15 protein-coding genes and 4 tRNA genes are annotated in these 19,227 nt (G+C 61.1%); 5 read left to right on the top strand and 14 right to left on the bottom strand.

Annotated elements, in window-relative coordinates:
- Positions 1-20: 20 nt before the first annotated feature.
- From OW493_RS04000 to rnr, 9 genes are all read right to left on the bottom strand, one after another.
- Positions 21-1,277, bottom strand: a complete 1,257-nt coding sequence (locus OW493_RS04000) for an EAL domain-containing protein (protein ID WP_289863340.1) — start codon at positions 1,275-1,277, stop codon at positions 21-23.
- Positions 1,278-1,443: 166 nt separating this feature from the next.
- Complete coding sequence (locus tag OW493_RS03995) at positions 1,444-1,731, bottom strand: hypothetical protein (protein ID WP_043334752.1); 288 nt, start codon at positions 1,729-1,731, stop codon at positions 1,444-1,446.
- An 86-nt stretch (positions 1,732-1,817) separates the two neighbouring features.
- On the bottom strand, positions 1,818-3,197 hold the full coding sequence (gene dnaB, locus OW493_RS03990) for a replicative DNA helicase (protein WP_077379359.1): 1,380 nt from the start codon (positions 3,195-3,197) through the stop codon (positions 1,818-1,820).
- Between the two features lie 304 nt (positions 3,198-3,501).
- The gene (gene rplI / locus OW493_RS03985) at positions 3,502-3,948 is read right to left on the bottom strand and encodes a 50S ribosomal protein L9 (protein WP_065392637.1); all 447 of its coding nucleotides are present in this window, start codon (positions 3,946-3,948) and stop codon (positions 3,502-3,504) included.
- A gap of 12 nt (positions 3,949-3,960) precedes the next feature.
- Positions 3,961-4,815 carry a hypothetical protein gene (locus tag OW493_RS03980; protein ID WP_084209830.1) on the bottom strand — a complete coding sequence of 285 codons (855 nt, stop codon included), beginning with the start codon at positions 4,813-4,815 and terminating at the stop codon, positions 3,961-3,963.
- A 12-nt stretch (positions 4,816-4,827) separates the two neighbouring features.
- Positions 4,828-5,055 carry a 30S ribosomal protein S18 gene (gene rpsR, locus OW493_RS03975; RefSeq protein ID WP_024952281.1) on the bottom strand — a complete coding sequence of 76 codons (228 nt, stop codon included), beginning with the start codon at positions 5,053-5,055 and terminating at the stop codon, positions 4,828-4,830.
- Between the two features lie 26 nt (positions 5,056-5,081).
- Positions 5,082-5,462 carry a 30S ribosomal protein S6 gene (gene rpsF / locus OW493_RS03970; protein ID WP_065392636.1) on the bottom strand — a complete coding sequence of 127 codons (381 nt, stop codon included), beginning with the start codon at positions 5,460-5,462 and terminating at the stop codon, positions 5,082-5,084.
- A gap of 258 nt (positions 5,463-5,720) precedes the next feature.
- The gene (rlmB, locus tag OW493_RS03965; RefSeq protein WP_240704295.1) at positions 5,721-6,476 is read right to left on the bottom strand and encodes a 23S rRNA (guanosine(2251)-2'-O)-methyltransferase RlmB; all 756 of its coding nucleotides are present in this window, start codon (positions 6,474-6,476) and stop codon (positions 5,721-5,723) included.
- A 340-nt stretch (positions 6,477-6,816) separates the two neighbouring features.
- Positions 6,817-9,534: a ribonuclease R gene (gene rnr / locus OW493_RS03960; protein ID WP_289863339.1), complete on the bottom strand. Its 2,718-nt coding sequence runs from the start codon at positions 9,532-9,534 to the stop codon at positions 6,817-6,819.
- Between the two features lie 352 nt (positions 9,535-9,886).
- Between rnr and OW493_RS03955 the strand changes: the two genes are divergently transcribed.
- The 4 genes from OW493_RS03955 (at position 9,887) to OW493_RS03940 (ending at position 10,500) form a co-directional block, all read left to right on the top strand.
- A tRNA-Leu gene (locus tag OW493_RS03955) sits at positions 9,887-9,973 on the top strand.
- Positions 9,974-10,097: 124 nt separating this feature from the next.
- A tRNA-Leu gene (locus tag OW493_RS03950) sits at positions 10,098-10,184 on the top strand.
- A gap of 42 nt (positions 10,185-10,226) precedes the next feature.
- Positions 10,227-10,313: transfer RNA gene (locus OW493_RS03945), tRNA-Leu, on the top strand.
- Positions 10,314-10,413: 100 nt separating this feature from the next.
- A tRNA-Leu gene (locus tag OW493_RS03940) sits at positions 10,414-10,500 on the top strand.
- 288 nt (positions 10,501-10,788) lie between these two features.
- On the opposite strand, the gene OW493_RS03935 is transcribed toward OW493_RS03940, so the two are convergent.
- Positions 10,789-11,655: a DNA/RNA non-specific endonuclease gene (locus OW493_RS03935; protein ID WP_240704285.1), complete on the bottom strand. Its 867-nt coding sequence runs from the start codon at positions 11,653-11,655 to the stop codon at positions 10,789-10,791.
- A 454-nt stretch (positions 11,656-12,109) separates the two neighbouring features.
- Here OW493_RS03935 and OW493_RS03930 point away from each other — a divergent pair, with 454 nt between their 5' ends.
- A complete protein-coding gene (locus OW493_RS03930) occupies positions 12,110-12,427 on the top strand; it encodes a high-potential iron-sulfur protein (protein ID WP_077378804.1) in 318 nt (105 codons plus the stop codon).
- A 93-nt stretch (positions 12,428-12,520) separates the two neighbouring features.
- On the opposite strand, the gene OW493_RS03925 is transcribed toward OW493_RS03930, so the two are convergent.
- From OW493_RS03925 to OW493_RS03910, 4 genes are all read right to left on the bottom strand, one after another.
- Positions 12,521-14,095: a SpoVR family protein gene (locus OW493_RS03925; RefSeq protein ID WP_077378801.1), complete on the bottom strand. Its 1,575-nt coding sequence runs from the start codon at positions 14,093-14,095 to the stop codon at positions 12,521-12,523.
- A gap of 46 nt (positions 14,096-14,141) precedes the next feature.
- The gene (locus tag OW493_RS03920; protein ID WP_176502961.1) at positions 14,142-15,425 is read right to left on the bottom strand and encodes a YeaH/YhbH family protein; all 1,284 of its coding nucleotides are present in this window, start codon (positions 15,423-15,425) and stop codon (positions 14,142-14,144) included.
- A gap of 97 nt (positions 15,426-15,522) precedes the next feature.
- Positions 15,523-17,445 (bottom strand): PrkA family serine protein kinase, encoded by a 1,923-nt coding sequence (locus OW493_RS03915; RefSeq protein ID WP_077378796.1) that lies wholly within the window; start codon positions 17,443-17,445, stop codon positions 15,523-15,525.
- A 681-nt stretch (positions 17,446-18,126) separates the two neighbouring features.
- Entirely contained in the window at positions 18,127-19,167 is a 1,041-nt protein-coding gene (locus OW493_RS03910; protein ID WP_103751481.1) for a low specificity L-threonine aldolase, read from the bottom strand.
- Positions 19,168-19,227: the final 60 nt, after the last annotated feature.

Raw genomic sequence — 19,227 nt, 5'->3', positions numbered from 1 at the left:
GGCCGCCGCTCCGGAGAGGCTCACGGACACTGAGCACGAACCGCCAGCTGACGTTCCGCGAGGATACGCAGCAGATCCAGAGGACGCCCAAGGCCGCGATAGCATCCCCCTCGCATGATGATGAAGTCCTCGTCACGATGAATGTCCCGGCGCCCGAGCAGCTTGGCCGACAGACGCTCGAGCGGCTCATCTTCCTCGACACGCAGTGAATGGGTCTGCATGACCTCATGGATCGCCCGTCGTCCATGCAGCTCCGGTCCGAAGCGCTGATTCAGCAATCCCAGCAGTCGATGGCGGATGATCATGCCGATCGGCCGCTGCTGCGCGTCCACCACTGCCAGCGCCATCAATTCCGGCTCGGCATGTAGACGCTCGGCCACTTCCTCGAGACAGGTATCCTGCAGTACCGGCGCCACCTGCCGCAGCAGGCTGCCGGTACCGAGTGCCAGAGGCGCGGCATGCCGGCGGCGACTCAGACGATGCAGGCGCTGCTCGAGGCCGGCACGCTGGCCAGCGGGGTCCACCTCGGCGCTCGCAAACAGCCAGCCTTGCAGATACTCAGCCCCCAGCTGGGACACGCATTCCATCTCGCCTTCCTGCTCGATGCCTTCCGCGATCACCTGACTGCCACTGCCGTGGGCGATGTCGATGATCGAGCGCACGAAACGCCGCTTGAGCGAATCCTGATGAATACCGCTGATGAAGTGTCGGTCGATCTTGACGAAGTCAGGCTGAACCGCCGACCACAGCTTGAGGCTGGCGTACCCTTCACCGAGGTCATCCAGCGCGATGGCGAAGCCCATCGACTGGTAATGGCAGACGGCCTCACGCATCAGTGCCGGGTCCAGCCCCGGGGTCTGCTCAGTCAACTCGATGACGACCTGATGCGGGTGCAGCCCATGGCGATGCAGGAGGTGACGTGTCAGTCCCCGAGAATGCGCACTGTCCAACAGCACCTCCGGCGACACGTTCAGGAACAGGCGCTCACTCAGGCCCTGCTCGGCCCATTGCTCAAGCGCCAGCTCACGACAGAGGCCGTCCAGCTCGGCGAGGCGCCGATGCTGGCGAGCCGCCTCGAACATCGCCATCGGTGAGCGCAAGCTGCATCCTGCAGCAGCTCGCGCGAGTGCCTCGTAGGCGAAGACCTCACGGCCATCTGCCGCCACGATGGGCTGGAAATGCATCCGCAACTGGCGAAGACGCAGCAACGCCTCCAGCGCCTGGCCGGATTCGGGAGTGGATGCCTCAGCTAAAGCGGGATGCGGGGATGGCAGCATGCCAGAATCAAAGCATGCTGATATGACAGGAAAATGACATGGGGCGGTGATGTGTCAGCGAAGGGTCGGGCACATCACCGCGGTGCTGCCGTGCAAGGACGCCTTGCGACGAGCCTGCCCGGTCGCGGCTGGCCAATACGCTCATGCCACGCCGGAGGTGGACGCCTTACAGCGAGTTGGGGTCGATGGCCTTGCCGAGGGAATTGCGGTCGATCCACTTGCCGGCCTTGGTTTCCTTGTAACGGAAGACCACCATGTCGCCCGCGACGACCGGCACTTCACTGTCTTCGGTCTGATAGCTGTAGCTCTCGCCCTCCACGACCAGCGTGAAGCGATAGAGATCCGGCATGCCCAGCCATTCCTTGAAAGGCCCTTCGCGCTCAAGGCTCTCCAGCGTACCGCGTCCCTGAAGCTTGGGAGTGCGTGCGCGTCCGCGCCCAAATCCACCTGCCATGCTATCTCCTCCCCGTCAGTGCGGGTCTTGCGGGGCGACGTCGCTGCCGCCGCCCGGGTACATGTTTGATGCGCATGCGCATCACGTCATTCAGCGAAGGCCTGGCCATAACTGTCGGGCGCCAGGTCCTCGAAACGGGTGTACTTGCCGATGAAGGCCATGTGAACGGTACCGATGGGGCCGTTACGCTGCTTGCCGATGATCAGCTCGGCCAGTCCCTTGTTGTCGGGATTGTCCTTGTTGTAGACCTCATCACGGTAGACGAAGGCGATGACATCGGCATCCTGCTCGATGGCGCCGGATTCACGCAGATCCGACATCACCGGACGCTTGTTGGGGCGCTGCTCAAGCGAGCGGTTCAGCTGCGAGAGCGCCACCACCGGGCAAGCGAATTCCTTGGCCAGCCCCTTGAGCGAGCGCGAGATCTCGGAGATCTCGGCAGTACGGTTCTCGGACAGTCCCGGCACCTGCATCAATTGCAGGTAATCGATCATGATCAGGCCGATGCCGCCGTGTTCGCGCGCCATGCGGCGACAGCGTGAGCGCATCTCGTTGGGCGACAGGGCCGCCGTGTCATCGACGAACAGCTGCTTGTCCTTGAGCAGGTTGACCGCCGAGGTCAGCCGCGGCCAATCCTCGTCATCCAGCTGACCGGTACGCACCTTGGTCTGGTCGATGCGGCCCAGCGAGGAGATCATGCGCAGCATCAGCGACTCGGCCGGCATCTCCATCGAGAACACGGCCACCGGCTTGTCGCCGGAGACCACGGCATGCTCGACCAGGTTCATGGCGAAGGTGGTCTTGCCCATCGAGGGGCGCCCCGCGATGATCACCAGGTCCGATGGCTGCAGACCGGAGGTCATGTCATCCAGGTCCCGGAAGCCGGTCGAGAGGCCGGTCATCTGGCCCTTGAGATTGAACAGCTCATCGATGCGGTCCACCGCGCCGGTCAACAGCTGACTCATGCCCTTGGGGCCGCCGCTCTTGGGGCGTGATTCGCTGATCTGGAACACCAGACGCTCGGCCTCGTTGACCAGCTCGTCGGCGTCTCGCCCCTGAGGGCTGAAGGAGCTCTCGGCGATCTGGTTGGCCGCCTGGATCAGCTTGCGCAGCGTCGCGCGCTCGCGAACGATGTCGGCATAGGCCTTGATGTTGCTGGCCGAGGGCGTATTGCGCGCAAGCTCGGCGAGAGTCGCAAGCCCGCCGACCGACTCCAGCTGGTCACGGCTTTCCAGCAACTCGGACAACGTGACCACATCCAGCGGCCGGCTGCTGCCCACCAGCTGGGACATGGCGTTGTAGACCAGACGATGCTCGTAGCGATAGAAGTCGTCGGCCACCAGTCGCTCGGACACCGTGTCCCAGGCGCTGTTGTCCAGCATCAAACCGCCGAGGACCGATTGCTCGGCCTCCAGCGAATTGGGGGGCACCTTGAGCGCCGCCGTCTCGCGATCCTGATCCTGCATCTCGCTCATGCCTGGCTGACTCCTGCTAATGACTGACACGCCCGCGGGAACCTCCATTTTCGTGCATCGCCGCGAGCCTGCCAACCATCGCGACCGCACATGATGCTCTACCTCACGGGGGCAAGCATTCTACCGGATTTTGCCTGTCATCGCCCTGCCCGCGTGCAGAGGATTTTCCCTGTCACGCCCGACAAAGAAGCGCCAGACACAAAAAAACCGCCCCCGCATCCAGGATGCGAGGGCGGTTCGAGTACCACCTGTGGTGACAGCGCCGGATCACCGGGCAGCCACCACGGATCAGCGATTACTCGCCGACCACGACCACACGAACAGTGGCAGTCACTTCAGCGTGCAGCTGCAGCACGATGTCGTATTCGCCAGTGTTGCGCAGCGGGCCTTCCGGCATGCGGACTTCGCTCTTGGCGATGTCGATGCCGGACTGTGCGATGGCTTCGGCCAGATCACGCGGACCGATGGAACCGAACAGCTTGCCTTCTTCGCCAGCCTTGGCGACCAGGGACAGTTCGATTTCGTTCAGCTGAGCGGCACGCGCTTCAGCTTCGGCCTTGCGCTCTGCAACCTGTGCTTCCAGCTCAGCGCGCTGAGCTTCGAAAGCCGCCTGGTTTTCGGCAGTGGCCGGAACAGCCAGACCGTACGGCAGCAGATAGTTGCGACCGAAACCAGCCTTGACGGACACCTGGTCACCCAGGTTGCCCAGCTTGCCAATCTTGTCGAGCAGAATGACTTGCATCTCGTAAACCTCTTATCGATGACTGCCAGCAAGACGTGCGCGAAGATCCGCAAAGACGTCAACAAGAGCCAGCAGCAGCAAAATCAGAATCGTGGGCCAGGTCGTCAGCAGCAGAAAGTAGACGCCGACCAACCATAACCCGCTCATCCCCTTTAACCCGATATAGCCATGCACCAGGGCAATGCCGGCCACGAACAACGGTATCCAGATCAGCAGGAGCACTGCAGGCACATCGAGGAAGACCCCGATGATGCCGCAGGCTGCCAGTATCAGGACTTCTCGCGGGCTCAGCCGGAAGGCATGAAACTCGTGACGAAATCCACCCGGATTGTAGAGCCCGGACTGCCAGCTGCGCGCCAGGGCCAGACAGGCCGTGGCGGCCAGCAGGACCACCAACCCGGTAATACCGCCGATGACCAACCCTGCGAGCTGTTCAGTCGGCACACCTTGAGCGGCAAAGTCGCTCAAGCGTGCATCAAGCTCAGGGGCATTCTGACGAATGCTCTCAAGCAGTGGACCAGCCCCGCCTGGTGGCAGGAATATCCCGGACTGCACCATCATTGCCGCTGTCAGGCTGGCGCCAATCAGCGCCTCCCCCCATCGCATGCGAGCACGCAGCAGGGTTGCCATCAACGTGACCAGCAACACGGTCGCCAATGGCACCGGGTCGCCTTGTGTCCACCACCAGCCTGCCGGAATGGCAGCGGCGATGAACACGGGTGCGGCTGGCGCAAGGCCACGCCGAAGCGTGACCAGCGCACTGATGGAGGCACTGAACCAGAAGAACCAGGGCAGAAGACCCGTCAGCAGTGCAATCGCGATGCACTGCAACGGTCCGCGCATGGCCCAACGTGCCAATGCCAGCATCATGGTGTCGCCTTACTGGTGGCTGTCGCTGTACGGCAGCAGTGCCAGGTAGCGCGCACGCTTGATGGCAGTCGCCAGCTGACGCTGATAACGCGCCTTGGTGCCGGTGATGCGGCTCGGGACGATCTTGCCGGTCTCGGTGATGTAAGACTTCAGGACTTCGATGTCCTTGTAATCGATCTGCTTCACGCCTTCAGCGGTGAAGCGGCAGAACTTGCGACGACGGAAAAAACGTGCCATTGCAATGACCTCCTGGGGGTGCGGTATCAGTTAGCGTCTTGAGTTTCGGCTTCGTCACGCTTGTCTTCGCGACGCGGACGCTTCTCTTCAGCCGGCTTCATCATCGGAGACGGCTCGATGGCCGCTTCCTTTGCACGCACAACCAGGTTACGGATGACGGCGTCGTTGAAACGGAAGATGGTCTCGAGTTCCTCGACCACTTCACCGGTAGTTTCGACGTTCATCAGCACGTAGTGGGCCTTGTGGATCTTGTTGATCGGGTAGGCCAGGTGACGGCGACCCCAATCTTCCAGACGATGCACAGTACCGCCGGCTTCGGTCACGATGGAGGTGTAACGCTCGATCATGGCCGGAACCTGTTCGCTCTGGTCCGGGTGGACCATGAACACGATCTCGTAGTGACGCATGGCTTGGCTCCTTTCGGTTTGACAGCCTCCACGGCGCGTCTCGGGCCGGGAAGCAAGGAGTGGAGTGATTACTACGGTTGTGTCATTCGGGCTCGAAAGCCACGTACAACGCGCGCGGGCGAGGACAGGTGCCCCCATGCCGCGCATTCACTGCAGACTGCACTTCACAGAACCGCAGTATTGTAGAGAGGTGTCAAGGGCTTGGCAAGCGACACGTCGCGAGGCACGCCTCATGCCCTGACACCCCCATTCTCGCTGTCAGCCGTTGCGGCGCTGACGAACGGCTTCAAACAGGCAGATACCGGCCGCGACCGAGACATTCAGACTCGAGACACTGCCCGCCATCGGCAGCTTAATCAGGCTGTCGCAGTGCTCGCGCGTCAGACGACGCATGCCCTTGCCCTCAGCGCCCATCACGATGGCCACCGGCCCGGTGAAATCGGCCTCGAAGGCCATGGCCTCGGCTTCGCCAGCCGTACCCAGCACCCAGACACCGGCTTCCTTCATGGCATCCAGCGTGCGGGCCAGGTTGGTGACCTGATAGACCGGCACCACTTCCGCTGCCCCACAGGCGACCTTGCGCACGGTCGCGTTCAGGGAGGCGGACTTGTCCTTGGGCACGATGACACCATGGGCACCGGCGGCATCGGCGCTGCGCAGACAGGCCCCGAGGTTGTGCGGATCCGTGACCGAATCCAGCACCAGAAACAGCGGCGCTTCCTCATGGGACCAGCCATCGAGGCGCAGCTTGAGACCAGTCTCGTTCTCGGTGGCGAGCGGCGCGCACAGAGCGACCAGCCCCTGATGGGCACCACCGCCGGTGGACAGCGCATCCAGCTCCTCACGCGCCTTCAAGGTGACGCGTGAACCAGCGGCACGCGCCTGCTCGACGATCTCGTTCAGACGCAGCTCGGCCTCGCCTGCCTGCACCCACAGCTCGCTCGGCGCGCGGCCGCGTGCCAGCAAGGCTTCCACGGCGTGCACACCATAGACGGCTTCCAGGCCACCGGGGATCTTCGGTGCGCCAGTGCGAGCGCCACCTCTGCGGGCCCCGCCACGTTCCTGGCGCTGAGCGCCACCACGCTCACCCCTTGAGTGCTCGCCTCGAGAGTGCTCACTTCGAGAATGGCTACCGCGCTCGCCGGCGGGCTTGCCGCGGCCGGGCTTGCGCCCCTTGTCCTGACTCATAGTGCCTTCCTGCCTGATGGCCCTGACAGGGCCCTGTCACTTGGACGGAAACTGAGCTGTCGCCATGGCGACAGCCATGAAATCCTGCGAACTCACGGCCGTGCAACGCATCAGCCCCGACCATGGCCGGGGCTGATGAATGCTGCGCGGTGAATCTTGCCGGCGGTCAGCTGCGGCCGTTGCCGCGACGCCCGCGAGAACGGGAGCCGCGCTTGCGCGACGGATCATCCTTGCCAGCGGCACCCATCGGCGCGACTGCCGCGAACGGACTGTCAGCAGATTCCGGACCGCTCGGCACCGCCGGGCGCGCCGCTGCCAGAGACTCAGGCGCAGACGGACGCTCATTACCGGTGGAGGGCTTGCGCTCGCCGCGACCGGAACGCTCATCACGCTCGCTGCGCGGCTTGCGGGCAGGACTCTCCTGCGCAGGCGTCTCGGACGCTCCGTCCGTACCGCCACCCTGGCCTTCCTGACTGACTTCTTCCGTCAGGGACTTGAGGCGCTCGCGCTCACGCTTGCCGGGACGACCCTTGGGGGCAGTTTCCTTGCCGGAGGCTGCACCGCTCTTGCCGCTTGCGGGCTTGTCAGCATCACGCTCGCTGCTGCGTGCCTTGCGCGGCTTGCGCTTGGGACGCGGCGTCGGGTCACTGAGCATGAAGTCGATCTTGCGCTCATCCATGTCAACGCGAGCCACCTGGACGGTGACGCCATCGCCGAGACCATAGCTGACGCCGGCACGCTCACCCTTGAGACGATGCTTCTCGGCCTCGTAGTGGTAGTAGTCGGACGGCAGCGAGGAGATGTGCAGCAGACCTTCGACGTAGTAGGCATCCAGACGCACGAACAGGCCGAACTGGGTGACCGCCGCGACGGTACCCTCCAGCACTTCACCGACCTTGTCCTTCATGAACTCGCACTTGAGCCAGTCGTTGACGTCACGCGTCGCCTCATCGGCGCGGCGCTCGGTCATCGAGCAGTGCTCACCCAGCTCGAGCATCTGCTCGAAGGTGTACGGGCACCATTTGGTCGGACGCTCGGTCACGGCATCTTCGGCGCGCAGCACGGTGTCGGTCTTGCGCGGACCACGGATGACGGAACGGATCGCACGGTGCACCAGCAGATCGGGATAACGACGGATCGGCGAGGTGAAGTGGGCGTAGGCATCGTAGGCCAGACCGAAGTGACCTTCGTTCTGCGGCGAGTAGACCGCCTGGGTCATGCTGCGCAGCATCACGGTCTGGATGATGTCGAGGTCCGGGCGCTCGGCGATCGAGGCACGCAGTGCCTGGAAGTCCTTCGGCTGTGGCTCATCGCCACCTTCCAGCGTCAGACCCAGCTCACCCAGGAAGGCGCGCAGGTTGTTGAGACGCTCAGGTGCCGGCTGCTTGTGGACACGATAGAGGGCCGGCAGATCGTGCAGATCCAGGAAGCGCGCCGTGGCGACGTTGGCCGCCAGCATGCATTCCTCGATGAGCTTGTGCGCGTCATTGCGCGTACGCGGCACGATCTGTTCGATCTTGCGCTCATCGTTGAACAGGATCTGCGTCTCGGTGGTCTCGAAGTCGATGGCACCACGCTTGTCGCGCGCCTTGCGCAGCACACCGTACAGCGCGTGCAGGTTGTGCAGCGATGGCAGCAGTTCGTTGTACTGCTGACACAGCGCCTGACCTTCCTCACTTTCCGGGTCCGTCAGCATGGTGCCGACCTTCTCGTAGGTCAGACGCGCATGGGAACGGATCACGGCTTCGAAGAAGCGGTAGTCGAGCATCTCGCCATCGGCGGCGGAAATGGTCAGCTCACAGACCAGCGTCAGACGATCGACATGCGGGTTGAGAGAGCACAGACCATTGGAGAGCAGCTCCGGCAGCATCGGCACGACCTGGCCCGGGAAATAGACCGAGTTGCCGCGCACGTAGCCTTCCTGATCCAGCGGACTGCCGCCACGCACGTAATGCGATACATCGGCGATGGCGACCAGCAGCTTCCAGTTGCCGTTGTCGTCCTGCCAGGCGCAGACGGCGTCATCGAAGTCCTTCGCGTCTTCGCCATCGATGGTGACCAGTGGCGTCTCGCGCAGGTCGATACGCCCCTTCTTGTCCTCTTCCAGCACTTCGGCGGAGATGGTCGAGATCTGATCCTCGACTTCCGGCGGGAATTCGCTGGGGATGTCATGCGAGCGGATCGCGATGTCGATCTCCATGCCCGGGTCCATGCGCTCACCGAGCACCTCGACCACTTCCCCCACCGGCTGCACGCGTGTCGCGGGCTGCTGGGTAATGCGCACGGACACCACCTGACCGTCCTTGGCACCATTGGCCACACGGTTGGGGATGATCACTTCCTGCGCGATGCGCGAATTCTCCGGAATCAGTACCCCGAAGTCCGGCTCGGATTGGCGATAGATGCCGACGAGCGTCTGGGTATTGTGAGCCAGCACCTCGACGATGGTGACTTCATCACGACCACGGCGATCACGGCCGCTGACGCGCGCCAGCACCTGATCACCATGGAAGACGCGGCGCATCTGGCGCGGCGGCACGGCAAGGTCCGGCTTGACGCCATCTTCGCGCGCCAGGAAACCGAAACCATCGCGATGGCCGACGATACGGCCACGAATCAGGTCCAGCTTGTCGATCAGTGCATAGGCACCACGACGATTGCGCAGCACCTGGCCATCACGCTCCATGGCATTGAGGCGACGGCGCACGGCTTCCTGCTGCTCGTCGTCCTCGAAACCGAGCATGCGGCTCATGTTCTCGTGGGTAATGGGCTTGCCATACTCTTCCAGCTTGTCGAGAAGATACTCGCGACTGGGGATGGGCTTGTCGTACTTATGGGCTTCGCGTTCCGCGTGCGGGTCGTCGCTGAGCGTCCATTGGGTCATTAATCAGGATTCCTTGACGATGAATTCGAGACGGGCAGCGGGCGCGGCACGGAATGACTGGTTGTCTCTCATGCGCGCATTATAGCCCCTACCATTGGGCCGACCCAACCATTCCCCAACCTTCCGACTCCCGGAAGCTCGTCAGAGTGATGCAGGTGGCCTCATTTCATGGCTTTCTTTCATGGCTTTGCCAAGCGCTTGTTTTTCCATCGGGTCTTCCAAAGCTTGCACCATCTCGAAGTTCCGGCCAGCAAGGCAGACGACCGAAATGCGTCATGCAGCCCCTGACGTCACAAATAAAACAGAAACCTCTTGCATTCCCTCAGAAGATCCGTATTATTCGGCACCACTTGCCCAGATGGCGGAATTGGTAGACGCGCTAGCTTCAGGTGCTAGTGTCCGTATGGACGTGGAGGTTCAAGTCCTCTTCTGGGCACCAATTTCAGGTTTCATGTTGACGTGACACACGTTAGGATGGATACCGGAAAACGGGTAAAGCATTCAAGTTTCAACAACTTGGACTGCTGATCCGGGTCCTTGGACCAAAACGAGTTCTGATGTCTGCCCAGGTGGCGGAATTGGTAGACGCGCTAGCTTCAGGTGCTAGTATCCGTAAGGATGTGGAGGTTCAAGTCCTCTCCTGGGCACCACGGACGTCAGACTCACGATGAACGACCCCTGTATCGCGCTTCGCCCAGATGGCGGAATTGGTAGACGCGCTAGCTTCAGGTGCTAGTATCCGTAAGGATGTGGAGGTTCAAGTCCTCTTCTGGGCACCACGATGCGCACTCGAACAGGGAACATGGTATCCACTACCAAGGATGTCATGATCGTTCCGCTGCAAGGCTCTGCTCTTGAGACTTCAGCACACAACTTGATGCCCAGATGGCGGAATTGGTAGACGCGCTAGCTTCAGGTGCTAGTGTCCGTATGGACGTGGAGGTTCAAGTCCTCTTCTGGGCACCATCAAGTTGTCATCCGATGTACTTTCTCGCAGCGCCCGCTGCTCACATCGCGATACTCTCCCCCCTGCTATCAGCTTCATTGCTTTATCCAGACCTGCAGCGCCCTGCGTTGTCTTTCGCGTGCTCCCAGAAACACAGATCCCCCCCCCCGACGCCTGCTGACTTGTCCACACCCGCTTCCACTGCCTGGCCTGTGGATGGATTTCCTGCGACTGCGCGACGAATATCCCCGGACGCATCCTTCTGCACGACCCATTGCCTCCCCTGCGCCATCAGAGTCATCAGACACTCAATAGCGTGACGGGATGCGGCTGAAACTCTCGACCTGCCATCCATCACGACGTACCGAGGCTTCCAGGCGCTGCTCGATATCGTCCGGCAACTCATGGAAGAAATCGAAACCGGTGAGAGATTCGATTCTATCGATGCTGACCAGAAAGCGATCCAATGGCTCATCCCCTCTTACCTGCTGAGGAAAGAGAAACGCCAGGGCGCGAGGCGCCTGCCGAGCAGTGCCGGGCGAGACGATGATCTTGTAGAAACCATCCGGAATCTCGATCAGATTCGGCAGACGCTCGATCTCTCCCGTGAAGACCGGACCTGCGGTGATCCACAGCGCCTCTTCCCGCGGCAGAATCCTGTCCATGATGGCCGCCTCGAGTCGCTGCCACAGCTTGCGATTGAGCGCCGGTGTCTGTGGCGAGATATTGGTCATGCGAAACGTCTGATGCTGGGCCTTGACCCCGTAGATCTTGCCGATGGCGTAGTTGGGCGCCAGGTGTCCGCGGTCGTAGCCACTGTTGCGATAGCTGTCCGGCGTGACGGGCCATAGCGAGCGCCAGTCGCGCTCGAACTCGTCAGGACGCTCCCCCAGCCGCGACCCCTGGGTATTCTCGAGACGCCATGTCACCCATAACGGATTGGCGCGCAGATCCGACCACCCCACCAGGTAGGCATCGCTGCGCAAGCCACGCGCCAGCGTCTTCCAGTCAAGTTCACGTGCCTCAGGCACTCCCTGCCAGGCGTAGAACTGCTGGTAATCACGCTCCTGCCACCACCACAGCCCACCTCCAACCAGCGCGAATGCCACGCTGACGCCAAACCCTCGCCACAGCTTGCGACCGGCCGAGCGAATATCCTCCATCACATCCAGCATCCCGCCATTTCCTTCTTGTCGTTGCCATTGCCTCGGCAAGGCATGCGCTCGTCATTCCGTCACGACCCGCAAGCCGCAGCAACTTCATTCACGTTCTACCGTAGCATTCCATCATGCCAGAGTTCCGTTCGCGAGGCTGACGACCGCCCCAACTCAAGCCACAATAAGCAGGCAGCACTTGCTTCATGCACCATCAGCGAGCAGATATCCACGAGGGGGATCATCCCGACGGCGGATACCGCAGAATCTGACCGCATGATCAGTATCTGGCATGCCACCTGCATCTTCCCGTACCAGGATGCTTGCGACCAGCCGCGCCACACAGAGCGCTCATCAAGACGCCCGTGGCACGAGTGACACTGCAACGATCGACATGAAAGCGCCTCCTGACAGGCGCGCCGTGACCGCAGCACATCCCACCGGCTGTGCTCCAACGATGAGAAGGAATCTGACCATGGCTGATCAAAGCCGTCGTAACTTCATGCGCAACAGCCTGCTGGGGCTTGCCGCCCTGCCACTGGGCGCTGCCGTGCTCTCGCCGCGCGCCCTTGCCGCCGACCTGCCCCCACTGGATACCGACAACCCGCAGGCAAAGGCGCTCCACTATGTGGAAGATGCCAGCGAAGCCAGTGATCACCCCGCCTTCAAGCCCGGCTCCGACTGCACCAACTGCATGTTCTACAAGCCGGAGAACAAGGGCTGTCAGCTATTCCCCAGCAATAGCGTGGCACCCGAAGGCTGGTGCCAGTCCTGGACCAAGCGCCCGGCATGATACCGGCGGCGCCTCGGACCTGATACGAGAAGACCGCCTCGGGAACCAATCCCGAGGCGGTCTTTTTCATGGCTGTGTTACCGGGACCAGACGTCAGCTCGCAGTGGAGCCGGAAGCATCCTCCGGCAACGGCCACTGGTAGCGGCGCGCGATCTCATCCTGCTCCAATGATTCGAGATGCACCGGGAACCCCCACAACTGGTGCAGATAGCGCATCACGGGATAGACGCTGCGTGACAGCGGGCGACGATCATCCTGGACATGGCGCAGCGTCAGCGAGCGATCTCCCCGGATATTCGCGGCCCACACCTGGATGTTCGGCTCGCGATGGCTGAGCGCATATTGCACCGACAACGCCTCTCGAATGCGCTTGTAGCCTCGACTATCGTGAATGGCATCGATGAGAAGATGCTCATCACTGTCGTCATCCACCAGCGAGAACAGCTTGAGATCACGGATCACCTTGGGCGACAGGAACTGCTGGATGAAGGACTCGTCCTTGAAGTTGCGCATCGCGAAATGCACCGTCTCCAACCAGTCACTGCCGGCGATGTCGGGGAACCACTCACGGTCCTCGTCGTCAGGATTCTCGCAGATGCGCTTGATGTCCATGAACATCGCGAAGCCCAGCGCATAGGGGTTGATGCCATTGTAATGCGGGTGATCGAAGCCCGGCTGCTGCACCACCGAGGTGTGCGACTGCAGGAACTCGAGAATCACCCCCTCGCCGATCAACTGCTCATCATAGAGTTGATTCATGATGGTGTAGTGCCAGAAGCATGCCCAGCCTTCATTCATTACCTGGGTCTGGCGCTGCGGGTAGAAGTATTGCGCCAGCTTGCGCACGATACGCACCAGCTCCCGCTGCCAGGGCTCCAGCAACGGTGCATTCTTCTCGATGAAGTAGAGCAGGTTCTCCTGCGGCTCCGGCGGGTAGCGACCACGACGATGCAGACCCAGTGGGTCGTTGACCTCATCGATCAACTCATCCTCCTCCTCGGCCTGCGGAATGGTGGTCCACAGCGCATTCACCTGAGCCTGCAGATAGGCCTCACGCTCCTGCTGACGCTGGATCTCCTCTTCCGGCGAGATGGGCGAGGGACGCTTGTAGCGATCGACGCCATAATTCTGGAGCGCATGACAGGCGTCCAGCAGCTGCTCGACCGCATCGACACCATGGCGCTCCTCGCATTCGGACACGTACTTCCGGGCGAAGACGAGGTAATCGATGATCGCCGAGGCATCCGTCCAGGCACGAAACAGGTAATTGCCCTTGAAGAAGCTGTTGTGGCCATAACAGGCATGCGCCATGACCAGAATCTGCATCATCAGGGTGTTCTCTTCCATGAGATAGGCGATGCAGGGATCGGAATTGATCACCAGCTCATAGGCCAGCCCCATCTGTCCGCGCCGATAGGCCTGCTCCACCGAGAGAAACTGCTTGCCGAACGACCAATGGTGATAGCCCACCGGCATGCCGATGCTGGCATAGGCATCCATCATCTGTTCGGAAGTGATGACTTCAATCTGATTGGGGTAGATATCCAGCCGATACTGCGCAGCGATACGCGCGATCTCGTGCTCGAAATGCTCCAGAAGCTCGAAGGTCCAATCGGAGCCACTGGCCGGTTGCTGATTTTCCAGTCGATTATCACGTCTCTGGCTCATGGGGCCTCCCGGCCCGGCAGATGGCCGGGCGCGTCACATGATGCGATCAGGCGCTGATGCGGCGCTTGAACAGCTCTCGAAATACCGGGTAGATATCGCCCGCCTCGACAATCTGCTGCATGGCGAAGCGATCCGGAAATTCGGCTTCGACTCGCTCATATTCTTCCCACAATGCTTGGTGCGCATGCGGAGTGATCTCCACGTAGGCGTAATATTGCAGACGCGGCATCAGCTTCTTGATCATCAGCTCGCGACAATTGGTGGAATCGTCATCCCAGTTGTCACCATCGGACGCCTGAGCCACGTAGAGATTCCATTCACCCGCCGGATAGCGGGATTCGATCACTTCATCCAGCAAGGTCAGAGCACTGGAGACGATGGTGCCGCCGGTCTCTCGGGAGTAGAAGAACTCTTCCTCATCCACTTCCTTGGCGGCGGTGTGGTGGCGAATGAACACCAGCTCGACCTTCTCGTAGTTGCGCTCCAGAAACAGATAGAGCAACAGGAAGAAGCGCTTGCCGATATCCTTGTGCGCCTGGGTCATCGACCCCGAGACATCCATCACGCAGAACATCACTGCCTTGTTGGACGGCATCGGCTGATTGATGAGGTGGTTGTAGCGCAGATCATAGGTATCGAGAAACGGCACCGCCTTGAGGCGCGCTTCAAGACGCTCGATTTCCGCCTTGAGTTCGGCAATGCGCACCTTGTTGCGCAGCACCGGATCCTTGCGCTCCTCAAGCTCCAGCGCGTCAGTGGCCTCCTTCAGCGCCCGCTTGATGGGGGATCGCATGGCGATACGCCGCGCCTGGGCTGAACGCATCGAGCGCACGATATTGATCCTGGCGGGAGTGCCATCGCGAGCGATGCCCGCCCGCACCGGACGTACTTCATCCATGTCCGCGATCTGCTTGCGCTCCAGATGCGGAAGCTCCAGACCATCGAACACGAATTCGAGAAACTCCTCGCGCGACAGGGTGAAGGCAAAATCATCCTCGCCCTCGCCCTGGTTGGAGGCCTGACCTTCTCCGCCGCCGCCACCGCCGCCGCCGCCACTCGGGCGGCGCATGCGATCACCTTCCACGAACTCCTTGTTGCCCGGGTTGATGACACGCCGCTTGCCGCCCTGGCCATGCTGGAAGACCGGCTCCGAGATATCGCGAGTCGGAATGGAGACTTCCTCGCCACGCTCCATGTCGGTGATGGAGCGCCGATTGACGGCATCCTCCACCGCCCGTTTGATATGGCTGCGGTAGCGCCGGATGAAGCGCTGGCGATTCACCGCACTCTTGTTGCGCGCATTGCTGCGTCGATCAATGAAGTAACTCATTCGCCCTCCTTGCCGGCCCCGCGTTCAGCGAAAGACCGGATGGCAAGTGCCGGCGGCAATCACGCCCGCCGGCAGGCCTGTCGTCAGTCGGCAGGGCTTACTGCGACTTGCGCACCCGCAGATACCACTCGGACAGCAGACGCACCTGCTTCTCGGTATATCCGCGATCCACCATGCGCGCCACGAAATCCTCATGCTTGCGCTGATCCGATGCCGATGCCTTGGCATTGAAGGAGATGACCGGCAGCAACTCTTCGGTATTGGCGAACATCTTCTTCTCGATCACCGCACGCAGCTTCTCGTAGGACTGCCAGCCCGGATTCATCCCGTTGTTCTGCGCGCGAGCACGCAGCACGAAGTTGACCACTTCATGACGGAAGTCCTTGGGATTGGAGATGCCCGCCGGCTTCTCGATCTTCTCCAGCTCCTCATTGAGCGACTGACGATTGAGCAGCTCGCCAGTCTCGGGGTCACGGTATTCCTGGTCCTGAATCCAGAAATCAGCGTAGGTCACGTAACGATCGAAGATGTTCTGGCCATACTCGGAGTAGGACTCGAGATAGGCGGTCTGGATCTCCTTGCCGATGAAATCGACATAACGTGGGGCCAGATACTCCTTGATGAAGCGCAGGTAACGCTCGTGGGTCTCCTTGGGCAGCTGCTCCTGCTCGAGGCGCTGCTCCAGCACATAGAGCAGGTGCACCGGGTTGGCAGCCACCTCGCTGGCATCGAAGTTGAAGACCTTGGAGAGGATCTTGAAGGCAAAGCGCGTGGACAGACCATCCATGCCCTCATCGACCCCCGCACTGTCACGGTACTCCTGGATCGACTTGGCGCGAGGGTCGGTATCCTTGAGGTTCTCGCCATCGTAGATGCGCATCTTGGAATAGATACTGGAGTTCTCAGGTTCCTGCAGGCGCGACAGCACGATGAACTGGGACAGCATGCGCAAGGTGTCTGGCGCACAGGGCGCATGATTGAGCGACGAGTGCTCCAGCAGCTTGGCGTAGATCTTCACCTCCTCCGAGGCTCGCAGGCAGTAGGGCACCTTGACAATGAAGACGCGGTCCAGGAAGGCCTCGTTGTTGCGATTGTTGCGGAAGGCCTGCCACTCGCTCTCATTGGAGTGCGCCAGCACCACGCCATCGAAGGGAATCGCCCCCATGCCTTCGGTGGGGTTGTAGTTGCCTTCCTGAGTCGCGGTCAGCAGCGGGTGAAGCACCTTGATCGGTGCCTTGAACATCTCGACGAATTCCATCAACCCCTGGTTGGCCTTGCACAGCCCGCCGGAGAAGCTGTAGGCATCCGGATCATCCTGGGCATAGAGCTCAAGCTGACGGATATCGACCTTGCCGACCAGCGCGGAAATGTCCTGGTTGTTGTCATCGCCCGGCTCCGTCTTGGAGATGGCGATCTGGTTCAGGCGGGATGGGTAGAGCTTGACGACACGGAACTGACTGAGATCTCCGCCATATTCCTTGAGACGCTTGGCCGCCCAGGGCGACATGGCGCTGCGCATGCAGCGGCGCGGGATGCCATATTCCTTCTCGAGCACCTCGCCATCCTCTTCCAGCGAGAACAGCCCCAGCGGCGACTCGTATACCGGTGACCCCTTGATGGCATAGAAGGGAATCTGCTCCATCAACAGCTTGAGTCGTTCGGCCAGCGATGACTTGCCGCCGCCGACTGGCCCCAGCAGATAGAGAATCTGCTTGCGCTCCTCAAGCCCCTGAGCCGCATGACGGAAGTAGGACACGATCTGCTCGATGGCCTCCTCCATGCCATAGAACTCGGCAAAGCTGGGGTAGCGTCGAATCAGCTTGTTGGAAAAAATCCGGGAAAGACTGGGATCCTTGGCGGTATCGATGACCTCCGGTTCACCGATGGCCGCCAGCATTCTCTCGGCAGCGCTGGCGTAGGCAGAACGATCCTGCCGACATAACTCCAGGTACTCCTGGAGACTCATCTCTTCTTGCTGGACCCGCTCGTAGCGGCTCTGCACGTGATCGAAGATGCTCATGGAAGCCTCCTTGTCGCGACTCGGGGTCGCTGGGACCATCGCCGGGGCCACTCCTGTACGATGACAGTGGTACCAGGTCACTTGATGCCCCGCGCTGCTGGCGCTCAGGTGACTGCCTCGGCGTGTTTATCAGCATAGATCGATATAGGTAGCGAGTGTCCAATACATGGACCCACCGCATTCAACGAACTTTCGCCACCCGAATGGACAACCTCGTCCCTGCATGACAAGCGCGATCTGGAACGAGGCAGGAGTGACGCCTCCTCGAGCGCACCGTTGCGCAAGAATTGCCTCGCCTCGTGGCCGTTGAAGCCCCTCCTCCTGAAAGGCACCATGTCTGCCACGTCGCACTGCAGCACACGTTCAGAATAGGGACAGAGCGGCGAGTCTCGCCAGCCAGTCCTTGCACATATCCGGCCCCACGAGGTGTCGCCAGCGACTCGATGGCGGCCCGAAGTCGAATCGATGACATGCGAAACCGCCAGCATGGGCGGCCACGAGGCGACTGCTGACAGAAGCCTTGGCCGTAGCGATCACTGACCTTGTCACACCCCCGCAAGGGCATGGACGCATCGCAACGTCCTGAAAAATCTTCATGAAAAAAAAGCCCACCGGATGGCCGATGGGCTTTTTTACACTTTTCAGTACGCGCTACGAGAGTGTCACTCTCAGCCCCCTTTCTTACAGGGCGCTCTGGATATCAGAGAGCAGAGCATCCAGAAGATCCGTACTGGTATTCCAGGAACATACGAAGCGTGCGCCGCCTGCGCCGATGAAGGTGTAGAAGGTCCAGCCACGCTCACGCAGTGCCGTCAGCACATGCTCGGGGAAGCTGGCAAAGACGCTGTTGGCCTCACAGGGGAACAGCAGTTCGATGCCGTCCAATGCCTCGAGTCGCTCGGCCAGATACTGCGCCATGGTGTTGGCATGACGTGCGTTGTCCAGCCAGACGTCATTCTCGAGCAGCCCCATCCACGGCGCGGCGATGAAACGCATCTTGGAGGCAAGCTGACCGGCCTGCTTGCAGCGATAGTCGAAGTCACGAGCCTGCTCGCGATCAAAGAATATCACCGCCTCCCCCATCGCCAGCCCATTCTTGGTACCGGAGAAGCACAGCACGTCCACGCCGGCCTTCCAGGTAAGCTCGGCCGGAGAGACGCCCAGCGAGGCACAGGCATTGGCAAAGCGCGCGCCGTCCATGTGGATCTGAAGATCATGACGGTCAGCCACTTCGCGAATCGCCTGAAGCTCTTCCAGGCTATAGACGGTGCCGACTTCGGTGCACTGGGTCAGCGAGATGACACGCGGGCGCGGATAATGGATATCACTGCGCTTGGTGACCAGTCGCTCGATGCCTTCAGGCGTCAGCTTGCCATTCGGACCCGGCGCATTGAGCAGCTTGGAGCCATTGGAGAAGAACTCCGGTCCTCCGCATTCGTCAGTCTCGATATGGGCCAGTTCATGGCAGATGACGCTGTGATAGGACTGACACAGATGCGCCAGCGACAGGGAATTCGCCGCCGTGCCATTGAAGACGAAGAATACCTCGCACTCGGTCTCGAACAGCTGACGGAAGCTGTCCGTCACCTGTTGAGTCCAGCGGTCGTTGCCATAGGCGAGATCATCATCCTGATTGGCTCGCATCATGTATGCCATCGCCTCGGGGCAGATACCGGACGTGTTGTCACTGGCCAGAAAACGTGATGTACAGGTGTCATCGATGTCAGTGGCCGCGGAGCGGGTCGTGGCGAGGGCGTCAGTCGTCATGGGAGTATCCAGAGC

Source organism: Cobetia sp. 14N.309.X.WAT.E.A4 (assembly GCF_030397495.1).
GTDB lineage: Bacteria > Pseudomonadota > Gammaproteobacteria > Pseudomonadales > Halomonadaceae > Cobetia > Cobetia marina.
Note: the sequence above shows the minus strand (reverse complement) of the source record. Positions and strands in the feature narration are given on the sequence as shown.